An 11,006-nucleotide genomic window follows, 5' to 3' on the forward strand; every position below is an offset into this window, starting at 1 on the left:
CCTGTCGCACTGTCAACGGACGCATCTCGGCCAACTTGTTGATGCGCTCCTGACATCCGGCCCGGCAGCTGACAGTCTTCCCTCGACCGGAGCGCGGCCCCCACAGCCCCTCTCCCGTCCTCCGGTCCGCACCTCGGCACCTCCTCCCCCCGCAGCGCACTGCCTGCTCTGCCCGGACGGTCCACCCAGCCGTCCGGTCCCCCCGGGTCGCGTCCGACCGCGCGGCCGCAGCAGAAGGAGTCTGCGTGAGATCCCATCCCTCGAGGCGTGCCCGCCGCGCCACATCGGCCGGCGCCCTGGTGACCGCCGCAGCCATGCTCGCCGTCGGCGTCCAGGCCGGCCCCGCGACCGCCGGACCGGCGCAGGCGGACGGCACGTCGAAGATCCAGGCCCAGCCGCGCTCCGGTGCGCTGCCCGTCAAGCTGTCCCCCTCGCAGCGGGCCGAGCTGCTCAAGGACGCCAACGCCACCAAGGCCGAGGCGGCCGAGGAACTCGGTCTGGGCGCCAAGGAGCGGCTTGTTGTCCGCGACGTCGCCAAGGACGCGGACGGCACCGTGCACACCCGCTACGAACGCACCTACGACGGCCTGCCGGTCCTGGGCGGCGACATGGTCGTCCACGAGACCGGGAACGGTGCCCGCAAAGGCGTCACGAAGGCGTTCAAGGCCCGTCTGACGCCGGCGACCACGAAGGCGGCCGTCAGCCGGGCCGCGGCGGAGAAGTCGGCGGTCAGGGCGGCCAAGGCCGAGGGCTCGAAGAAGATCGCGGCCGAGAAGGCGCCCCGCAAGGTGATCTGGGCTGCGCAGGGCAAGCCCGTCCTGGCCTGGGAGACCGTCGTCGGCGGGCTCCAGCACGACGGCACGCCCAGTGAACTGCACGTCGTCACCGACGCACGCACCGGCAAGAAGCTGTTCGACTACGAGGCGATCAAGACCGGCATCGGCAACAGCATGTACACCGGCCAGGTGACGATCGGCACCGCCCCGTCGTACACCATGACCGACACCGCCCGCGGCAGCCACAAGACATACAACCTCAACCACGGCACGTCGGGCACCGGGACGCTGTTCTCCGACCCGGACGACACCTGGGGCGACGGCACTGCCTCGAACCTCCAGACCGCGGGCGTGGACGCACACTACGGCGCTGCCCTGACCTGGGACTACTACAAGAACGTGCACGGTCGCAGCGGCATCCGCGGTGACGGCGTCGGCGCCTACTCGCGCGTCCACTACGGCAACAACTACGTCAACGCCTTCTGGGACGACTCCTGCTTCTGCATGACCTACGGTGACGGCTCGGGCAACACCCACCCGCTCACCTCGATCGACGTCGCCGCGCACGAGATGACCCACGGCGTCACCTCGGCCACCGCCGACCTCGTCTACAGCGGCGAGTCCGGCGGCCTCAACGAGGCCACCTCCGACATCTTCGCCGCCGCCGTCGAGTTCAACGCCGACAACGCCCAGGACGTGGGCGACTACCTCGTCGGCGAGAAGATCGACATCAACGGCGACGGCACCCCGCTGCGCTACATGGACAAGCCGAGCAAGGACGGCGCGTCCAAGGACTACTGGTACTCGGGTGTCGGCAACGTCGACGTGCACTACTCGTCCGGCATCGCGAACCACTTCTTCTACATGCTCTCCGAGGGCAGCGGCGCCAAGACCGTCAACGGCGTCAGCTACGACAGCCCCACGTCGGACGGCCTGCCGGTCACCGGCATCGGCCGGGCCAACGCCGAGAAGATCTGGTTCCGGGCCCTGACCACGTACATGACCTCGAACACCAATTACGCCGGGGCCCGTACGGCGACCCTCCAGGCCGCAGCCGACCTGTTCGGCCAGGGCACCGCGACGTACAACGCGGTGGCCAACGCCTGGGCCGGCGTCAATGTGGGCAGCCGGATCGTCGACGGAGTCACGGTCGTCAACCCGGGCAACCAGACCAGCAAGGTCAACACGGCCGCGAGCCTGCAGATCCAGGCCAGCAGCAGCAACGCGGGCGCCCTGACCTACTCCGCCACCGGGCTGCCGGCCGGCATGTCGATCAACTCCTCGACCGGCCTGATCTCGGGCACACCCACCGCCGTGGGCACCAGCAGCACCGTGGTCACCGTGCGGGACTCGGCGAGCAAGACCGGCACGGCGTCCTTCACCTGGACGATCAACACCACGGGTTCGAACGTCTTCGAGAACACCACGGACGTCTCGATCCCGGACGCGGGCGCCGCGGTCACCTCGTCGATCAACGTCAACCGCACCGGGAGCGCCCCCAGCGCCCTCGAGGTGGACGTGGACATCGTCCACAGCTACCGCGGTGACCTGGTCGTGGACCTGCTCGCCCCCGACGGCACGGCCTACCGCCTGAAGAACTCGGACATCTGGGACTGGGACCCGGACGTGAAGGCGACCTACACCGTCAACGCCTCGTCGGAGACCGCGAGCGGCACCTGGAAGCTCCGCGTCCAGGACGTCTACAGCGGCGACACGGGCTACATCAACAGCTGGAAGCTGACCTTCTGACCGAGGGCCGGCCGTTCCACGGCGGGTGAGGTGCGCGGACCGCGCACCCCACCCGCCCACCGACCGGGCGGTGCCCGGGGGAGTCGCCAGGATTTCCCCGGGCACCGCCCCTCCACGTCCTGCCGCGTGAGGCCGGGTCAGCGCATCAGTACGCCGGCCGTCGCCGCAGCGCCCGACGGTGGTACGGCCATCAGTCCCAGCTCGGCGCCGGAGGACAGCAGCCGGTGGGCGGGCAGGATCCGCACGGTGCAGCCGAAGGCGCCGGTGCGGTCCAGCGCCAGGGGGCCCTCGTACAGCCACAGCCCCTCGGTGTCCGGCCCGCTCGCCGGCTTCAGCGCCGCGGTGACCGGATCGGCGATCCGGTCCCCCTCCGCCGGCTCTTCCGGACCGTGCAGCGGGGCCACCCGTCCCGAGACGACCTGCACCTCGACGTCGCCCGGAGTGAGACCGCCGAGCGAGACCCGGGCCGACACGGTCAGTGTCGAGCCGAGTTCCGTGTTCCCGACGGGCTCACCGGCTGCCCCCGTCTCCACGTGACCGACCGCGACCTGCGGCCAGGACTCCCGTACCCGGGCCTTCCACCCGGCCAGTTCCGCGGCGGCCGCCGGATCGAGTTCCCGACGGGCTGCGGCCGCCGGGGCGTACAGGCGCTCCACGTACTCACGGACCATCCTCCCGGCGACGACCCTGGGCCCGAGCCGGACCAGGGTCTGGCGCACCATCTCGATCCACCGTCCGGGCAGACCGTCGGCGCCCCGGTCGTAGAAGCGCGGCGCGACCCGCTGCTCGAGGAGTTCGTAGAGGGCGTTCGCCTCCAGGTCGTCGCGGCGTTCCTCGTCGACGCCCTCGCCGTCCGCCGTGGGGATGGACCAGCCGAAGTCCGGGTCGTACCACTCGTCCCACCAGCCGTCCCGCACCGAGAGGTTGAGGCAGCCGTTGAGGGCCGCCTTCATCCCGGAGGTGCCGCAGGCCTCGAGCGGCCGCAGCGGATTGTTGAGCCACACGTCGCAGCCCGGATAGAGCCTCTGGGCCACGGCCATGCCGTAGTCGGGCAGGAACACGATCCGATGCCGCACCCGCGGGTCGTCGGCGAACCGCACCAGCTCCCGGATCAGCTGCTTGCCACCGTCGTCCGCCGGGTGCGCCTTGCCCGCGACGACGATCTGCACCGGGTGCTCCGGGTGCAGGAGCAGCCGGGTCAGCCGGTCCGGGTCCTTCAGCATGAGGGTGAGCCGCTTGTACGAGGGGACGCGGCGGGCGAAGCCGATGGTGAGGACGCCCGGATCGAGGACGCCGTCGATCCAGCCGAGTTCGGCCTCACCGGCGCCGCGCTGCCGCCACGAGCGGCGGAGCCGCGCCCGCACCTCCGTGACGAGGTGCTCCCGCAACAGGCGGCGCAGCTCCCAGATGTCGGTGTCCGGGACGTCGGCGACGGCATCCCACCGGGGCGAGGACCCGACGGAGAGGGCTTCCTCGGCACGGTCCGCGCCGATCCGCTGCGCTCCGAGCCGGAACACCTCCGGAGCCACCCAGGTGGGGGCGTGCACCCCGTTGGTGACGGACGTGATCGGCACTTCGTCCGGGTCGAACCCGGGCCACAGCCCGGCGAACATCTCCCGGCTGACGCAGCCGTGCAGGGTGGAGACCCCGTTGGCCCGCTGGGCGAGCCGCAGACCCATCACCGCCATGTTGAACAGGGCCGGCTCGCCGCCCGGGTAGTCCTCGGTGCCGAGGGCGAGGATGCGCGCGACGTCGACGCCGGGCATTTCGCCGCCGTCGCCGAAGTGGCGGGCGACGAGCTCGCGTTCGAACCGGTCGATGCCCGCGGCGACGGGGGTGTGGGTGGTGAACACGGTGCCGGCCCGTACCGTTTCGAGCGCGGCGCCGTGGTCGAGTCCCCGGTTCTGGAGTTCCCGGATGCGTTCGAGGCCGAGAAAGCCGGCGTGGCCCTCGTTGGTGTGGAAGACCTCGGGTTCGGGGTGGCCGGTGAGGGCGCAGTAGGCGCGCACCGCGCGGACGCCACCGATCCCCAGCAGCATCTCCTGGTGCAGCCGGTGCTCGCTGCTGCCGCCGTACAGCCGGTCGGTGACGTCCCGTCCGCTGCGGTCGTTGTCGTCGGCATCCGAGTCGAGGAGCAGCAGCGGGACCCGTCCGACCTGCGCCTGCCAGATGCGGGCGTGCAGCGACCGGCCGCCGGGCAGGGCCAGGGACACGACGGCAGGGCGGCCGTCCGTCCCCCGCAGCAGGGTGAGCGGCAGCTCGTCGGGGTCGAGCAGCGGGTAGTGCTCCTGCTGCCAGCCGTCGCGGGACAGGGACTGGGTGAAGTAGCCGTGGCGGTAGAGCAGGCCGACTCCGATGAGGGGGACGCCGAGGTCGCTGGCCGCCTTGAGGTGGTCGCCGGCGAGGATCCCGAGCCCACCGGAGTACTGCGGCAGGGCGGCGGTGATGCCGAACTCGGGCGAGAAGTAGGCGACGGCGGCCGGGAGACCGGGGCCGGCGCCCTGGTACCAGCGCCGTCCGGTCAGATAGCGGTCGAGGTTGCCGGCAGCGGAGGCGAGCCGGGACAGGAACCGCCGGTCCCCGGCGAGTGCGGCGAGCCGGCGGGCGCCGACGGTACCGAGCAGGCGCACGGGGTCGCCGCCGGAGCGCCGCCAGCCGTCGGGGTCGACGGCCTCGAAGAGGTCTCGGGTCTCGGCGTGCCAGGACCAGCGCAGGTTGCGCGCCAGGTCGCCGAGCGGTCGTAGGGGTTCCGGAAGGACGGGGCGCACGCTGAATCGACGAATGGCCTTCACCCGGCGAAACGTTAGCCGCGCTCCCCGGCACCACTGTCCGGCGCACTGCCGGGCGCTACGGCATGCGCCCGAACGGGCCAGGCTCCCGTGGACGGGCGGCACAGTCCGCGCCGCTGTCGGGACTGCCGCTTCCGCGTGCCGTCTGCCGCGGGCGTTCGCCGCGCCCACCTGGGTGAAAGCGGCGGGCGGCAGTGCGGCGGGCGCCCGGAGGGTGACCGGTCGAGAAGATACAAAGGGCCCCCAAGCCTCTGATGGCACAATCTGCCAAGCCTCCAGGTGATCCCATGATCGGACGCATTCCCGTCCTGGACGTCCGCCCGCTCGTCGACTGCGGCCGCAGACCCACCAAGGCCGTCGTCGGCGAGAGTCTCGAGATCAGCGCCACCGTGTTCCGGGAGAGGCACGAGGCCGTCGGGGCCAATGTGGTGCTGCTGGATCCGTCCGGGACGCCCGGGCCGTGGACTCCGATGCGCGAACTGGCCCCGGGCACGGACCGCTGGGGTGCCCGTGTCACCACCGGCGTCCAGGGCCTGTGGACGTACGCCGTCGAGGCGTGGAGCGATCCGGTCGCCACCTGGCGGCACGCCGCCGGGATCAAGATCCCCGAGGGCATCGAAACCGCCCTGGTCCTCGACGAGGGTGCGGACCTGTACGAGCGGGCCGGCACCGGGGTGCCCGAGGCCGACGGCCGCGGCACCGTCCTGGAGGCGGTCGCGCTGATGCGCGACGAGAGCCGCCCGGCGACCGCCCGGCTGGCCGCGGCGCTCACGCCCGAGGTCATCCGCGTCCTGGAACGCCATCCGCTGCGCGAACTGGTCACCCCCTCCCGGCCGGTGCCGCTGCTGGTGGAACGCCGGCGCGCGCTCTACGGGTCGTGGTACGAGATGTTCCCCAGGTCCGAGGGCGCCGTCCTGGAGCCCGGGCGCCCGCCGGTCAGCGGCACCTTCCGGACGGCCGCCGAACGGCTCCCGGCCATTGCGGCCATGGGTTTCGACGTGGTGTACCTGCCGCCGGTCCACCCCATCGGCGCCGCCCACCGCAAGGGCCCGGGCAATACGCTGACCGCGGGTCCGCACGATGTGGGATGCCCCTGGGCGATCGGCTCGCCGGAGGGCGGCCACGATGCGGTCCATCCCGGCCTCGGCACGCTCGAGGACTTCTCCCGCTTCGTGGACCGGGCCCGCGCCCTGGACATCGAGGTGGCCCTGGACTTCGCGCTCCAGGCCTCCCCCGACCACCCCTGGGTGGAGAAGCACCCGGCCTGGTTCCGGCACCGCGCCGACGGCACGATCGCCCACGCGGAGAACCCGCCGAAGCAGTACCAGGACATCCTCCCGATCGCCTTCGACGCGGACATGCCGGGCATCGTGCGGGAGACGGTGCGGCTGCTGCGCTTCTGGGCCGACCTCGGGGTGCGGATCTTCCGGGTCGACAACCCGCACACCAAGCCGGTGGTGTTCTGGGAGCGGGTGATCTCGCAGGTCAATCGGACCGATCCCGACATCGTGTTCCTCGCCGAGGCCTTCACCCGGCCCGCGATGATGCACGCGCTCGCCACGATCGGCTTCCAGCAGTCGTACACCTACTTCACCTGGCGCACCACCAAGCAGGAGCTCACCGAGTACCTCACCGAGCTCACCGGCGAGGCCGCGGCGTACATGCGTCCCAACCTGTTCGTGAACACCCCGGACATCCTGCACGCCTATCTGCAGCAGGGCGGCCGTCCCGCGTTCGGGATCCGGGCGGTGCTGGCGGCCACCCTCTCCCCGTCGTGGGGCATGTACGCGGGCTACGAGCTGTGCGAGAACACGCCCGAGCGGCAGGGCTCGGAAGAGTACCTGAACTCGGAGAAGTACGAACTGCGGCCCCGGGACTGGGAGGAGGCGGAGCGTGCGGGCGCCTCGATCGCTCCGCTCATCACCGCGCTCAACGGCATCCGGCGCCGGCATCCGGCGCTGCAGCAGCTGCGCGACCTGCACTTCCACGCCACCGACAACGACGCCGTCATCGCGTACTCGAAGCGCGGCGGCGACGACGGTGCGGATGTCGTCGTCACGGTCGTCAGCCTCGACCCGCACCACGCCCAGGAGGCCACGGTCTCGCTCGACCTGGCGGAACTGGGAAGGGGCCGGGACTGCGCCTTCCCGGTGCGCGACGAGCTCACCGGCGAGACCTACCACTGGGGCAGGGCCAACTATGTGCGTCTCGATCCGGGGCGGGCGCCCGCCCCCGCGCACATCCTCACCCTGCGACCGTCTCCACCGATCGGAGGGTCACCCGTCTCATGATCGTCAACGAGCCCGTCCACGACACCTTCGAGGACACACCCGCCCGTGACCGCGATCCCGACTGGTTCAAACGCGCCGTCTTCTACGAGGTGCTGGTGCGGTCCTTCCAGGACAGCAACGGCGACGGCATCGGCGACCTGAGGGGCCTCACGGCCAAACTCGACTATCTGCAGTGGCTCGGGGTGGACTGTCTCTGGCTGCCCCCGTTCTTCTCCTCGCCGCTGCGCGACGGCGGCTACGACGTCTCGGACTACACCGCGGTCCTGCCCGACTTCGGGGACCTCGCGGACTTCGTGGAGTTCGTCGACTCGGCCCACCAGCGCGGCATGCGGGTCATCATCGACTTCGTCATGAACCACACCAGCGACCAGCACCGGTGGTTCCAGGAGTCCCGCCGGGACCCCGCGGGGCCGTACGGCGACTACTACGTCTGGGCCGACGACGACAAGCAGTACCAGGACGCCCGGATCATCTTCGTCGACACCGAGACCTCCAACTGGACCTTCGACCCGGTCCGCCAGCAGTACTACTGGCACCGCTTCTTCTCCCACCAGCCGGACCTCAACTTCGAGAACCCCGCGGTCCAGGAGGAGGTGATCTCGGCGCTGCGCTTCTGGCTGGACCTGGGTATCGACGGCTTCCGGCTGGACGCCGTGCCCTACCTGTTCGCCGAGGAGGGCACCAACTGCGAGAACCTGCCGCGCACGCACGAACTGCTCAAGCGGGTCCGCGCCGAGATCGACGCCAACTACCCGGACACGGTGCTGCTCGCCGAGGCCAACCAGTGGCCGGAGGACGTCGTCGACTACTTCGGCGACTTCACCGAGGGCGGCGACGAGTGCCACATGGCGTTCCACTTCCCGGTGATGCCCCGCATCTTCATGGCCGTGCGGCGCGAGTCCCGCTACCCGGTCTCGGAGATCCTGGCCAAGACCCCGCCCATCCCGTCGGGCTGCCAGTGGGGCATCTTCCTGCGCAACCACGACGAGCTGACCCTCGAGATGGTCACCGACGAGGAACGCGACTACATGTACGCGGAGTACGCCAGGGATCCGCGGATGCGCGCCAACATCGGCATCCGCCGCCGGCTGGCCCCGTTGCTCGACAACGACCGCAACCAGATCGAGCTGTTCACCGCCCTGCTGTTGTCACTGCCGGGCTCGCCGATCCTCTACTACGGCGACGAGATCGGCATGGGCGACAACATCTGGCTCGGCGACCGGGACGCCGTCCGCACCCCGATGCAGTGGACACCGGACCGCAACGCGGGTTTCTCGTCCTGCGATCCCGGCCGGCTCTTCCTGCCGGCGATCATGGACCCGGTGCACGGTTACCAGGTCACGAACGTGGAAGCGGCGATGAGTTCACCGAGCTCGCTGCTGCACTGGACCCGCCGCATGATCCGGATCCGCAAGGAGAACCCGGCGTTCGGACTGGGCACGTACACGGAACTGCCGTCCAGCAACCCGGCGGTGCTGGCCTTTCTGCGGGAGTACGGCGACGACCTCGTGCTCTGCGTGCACAACTTCTCCCGCTTCGCCCAGCCGACCGAACTGGACCTCCGGGCCTTCGCCGGGCGCCACCTAGTCGAACTCACCGGCGGGGTCCGGTTCCCGGCCGTCGGCGAGCTGCCGTACCTGCTCACCCTGGCGGGCCACGGTTTCTACTGGTTCCGTCTCCACCGGCCGGGCACGAGCCCGGTCTGAGCCGGACGATCCGCACACCGAGTGGCCCAACCGGATCACCGGTACGGACGATCCTCGCCCGCCGCCGCCCCCGCCCCCGGCGGGGGCGGTTCGCACCGGTCCGGGTGGCCGGTAGGTTCCGCGCACACCGCACACATCACGCATGTCACCTGCACGACCGGCCCGCGAAAGGACTCGACGTCATGCCGGAGGGCCCGACCCGTGAGAACGCGACAGCCGGCTCGGCCGTGCCCTCCCTCCGCACCCGCCCGCCGGACCCCGCTCTCCTCCCCTCGCTCGCGCCCCTGCTGCGGTCGTGGCTCCCGCGGCAGCGGTGGTTCGCCGGCAAGGACCGGCCCGTCACCGCCCTCTCCCTGCTGTCCGCGACGGAACTCCTGCCCTGCCCGGGAGCCGCCGCCTTCCCCGGCCTCCTCCACCTCCTGGTCCGCGCGGAACAACCGGGTCCGGACCCCGGCCGCCCCGGGGACGCCGACTGCTACCAACTCCTGCTCGGCGTCCGCCCGGTCCTGCCTGCGCATCTCGCCCCGGCCCTGATCGGCAGCCCGTCCGTCGGGCCGCTGCGCGGACGGACCGTCTACGAGGCCCTGCACGATCCCCGGCTGGCGGGCCTCCTCCTGGAACGTCTGCGGATCCCGGGCAGCACCGGCTCGCTCCGCTTCGTCCGCCGGCCGGCCACTTCCATCCCCTCCCGGCTCGCCCCCCGGCCGGTCACCGCGGAGCAGTCCAACTCCTCGGTGATCTATGGGGATTCGCACATCCTGAAAGTGTTCCGCCGGGTGGGCCCGGGCACCAACCCGGAGCTGGAACTGCCGCTCGCGCTCGCCCGCGCCGAGTGCAACCGGGTCCCCCACCCCACGGCCTGGTTCGAGACCGGCACCGGCGCCGGAACCATGACCCTCGGCATCCTCCAGCCCTTCCTCAGCCGCTCGGCCGACGGCTGGCAGCTCGCGCTCGAGTCCCTGGCCACGCGGCGCCCCTTCACCGGCCCGGCCCGCGCCCTGGGCCGCGCCACCGCCGAAGTGCACACGGCGCTCGCCGCGGCCCTGCCCGTCTCGCTGCTGCGCGGTCCGCAGACCGAGGTGATCGCGCGGGGCATGAAGGCCCGGCTGGAGACGGCGACGGCGCTCGTTCCCGCGCTCGCCCCGTACCGGGAGGGCCTGCACGCCGCGTTCGACGCGTTCGCCGACCTCGGCCGCCGCGGACACACTTGGGCCGCCCAGCGCATGCACGGCGACCTCCATCTCGGCCAGACGCTCCGCAGCGCCCCGGACGGCCGCTGGTCGATCATCGACTTCGAGGGCGAACCGGCCCGGCCGATCGGCGAACGCCGCAGGCTGCACCCCGTGGCCCGCGACATCGCCGGGATGCTGCGCTCGTTCGACTACGCGGCCCGGACGCACGGGGACTCACCGGACGAGCAGCAGTGGTCGCAGGAGTGGGCCCGGCGCGGCCGGGCGGCCTACTGCGACGGCTACGCCGAGGCAGCGGGCACCGACCCCCGCGACGAGCCCGAACTGCTGCGCGCCTATGAGACCGACAAGGCCGTCTACGAAGTCGTGTACGAGGCCCGTCACCGGCCGGACTGGCTTCCCGTCCCCCTGGCGGCGGTCCGCCGGCTCGCCGCCGGAGCACCGGCCGTCCGCGCCGCTCCTCGCCCCTGACCGGAGGAACCTCCCGTGACCGCTCGCCCGCCGT

Annotated in this window: 5 protein-coding genes; 4 read left to right on the plus strand and 1 reads right to left on the minus strand. The window is 71.6% G+C overall.

Annotation, left to right across the window (positions count from 1 at the left end; genetic code table 11):
- Window positions 1-314: 314 nt before the first annotated feature.
- Complete coding sequence (locus tag M1E25_RS12195) at window positions 315-2,525, plus strand: M4 family metallopeptidase (protein WP_251414323.1); 2,211 nt, start codon at window positions 315-317, stop codon at window positions 2,523-2,525.
- Between the two features lie 137 nt (window positions 2,526-2,662).
- On the opposite strand, the gene glgP is transcribed toward M1E25_RS12195, so the two are convergent.
- Window positions 2,663-5,317: an alpha-glucan family phosphorylase gene (gene glgP / locus M1E25_RS12200; RefSeq protein ID WP_251414022.1), complete on the minus strand. Its 2,655-nt coding sequence runs from the start codon at window positions 5,315-5,317 to the stop codon at window positions 2,663-2,665.
- A gap of 284 nt (window positions 5,318-5,601) precedes the next feature.
- Between glgP and M1E25_RS12205 the strand changes: the two genes are divergently transcribed.
- The 3 genes from M1E25_RS12205 (at window position 5,602) to M1E25_RS12215 (ending at window position 10,972) form a co-directional block, all read left to right on the plus strand.
- Complete coding sequence (locus M1E25_RS12205; protein WP_251414042.1) at window positions 5,602-7,605, plus strand: alpha-1,4-glucan--maltose-1-phosphate maltosyltransferase; 2,004 nt, start codon at window positions 5,602-5,604, stop codon at window positions 7,603-7,605.
- Complete coding sequence (treS, locus tag M1E25_RS12210) at window positions 7,602-9,311, plus strand: maltose alpha-D-glucosyltransferase (RefSeq protein WP_251414057.1); 1,710 nt, start codon at window positions 7,602-7,604, stop codon at window positions 9,309-9,311. The genes M1E25_RS12205 and treS overlap by 4 nt, the downstream gene beginning before the upstream one ends.
- Before the next feature lie 182 nt (window positions 9,312-9,493).
- Window positions 9,494-10,972, plus strand: coding sequence for a maltokinase N-terminal cap-like domain-containing protein (locus M1E25_RS12215; protein WP_251414059.1), 1,479 nt, complete (start codon window positions 9,494-9,496; stop codon window positions 10,970-10,972).
- Window positions 10,973-11,006 lie beyond the last annotated feature (34 nt).

This window comes from Streptomyces meridianus, from assembly GCF_023703325.1.
In the GTDB taxonomy this organism is placed as follows: domain Bacteria; phylum Actinomycetota; class Actinomycetes; order Streptomycetales; family Streptomycetaceae; genus Streptomyces; species Streptomyces meridianus.

What these genes read in the sequence shown, in the direction of transcription:
- M1E25_RS12195 (WP_251414323.1), top strand. Translation starts at nt 315, where the DNA reads ATGCTCGCCGTCGGCGTCCAGGCCGGCCCCGCGACCGCCGGACCGGCG.
- M1E25_RS12205 (WP_251414042.1), top strand. Translation starts at nt 5,602, where the DNA reads ATGATCGGACGCATTCCCGTCCTGGACGTCCGCCCGCTCGTCGACTGC.
- treS (WP_251414057.1), top strand. Translation starts at nt 7,602, where the DNA reads ATGATCGTCAACGAGCCCGTCCACGACACCTTCGAGGACACACCCGCC.
- M1E25_RS12215 (WP_251414059.1), top strand. Translation starts at nt 9,494, where the DNA reads ATGCCGGAGGGCCCGACCCGTGAGAACGCGACAGCCGGCTCGGCCGTG.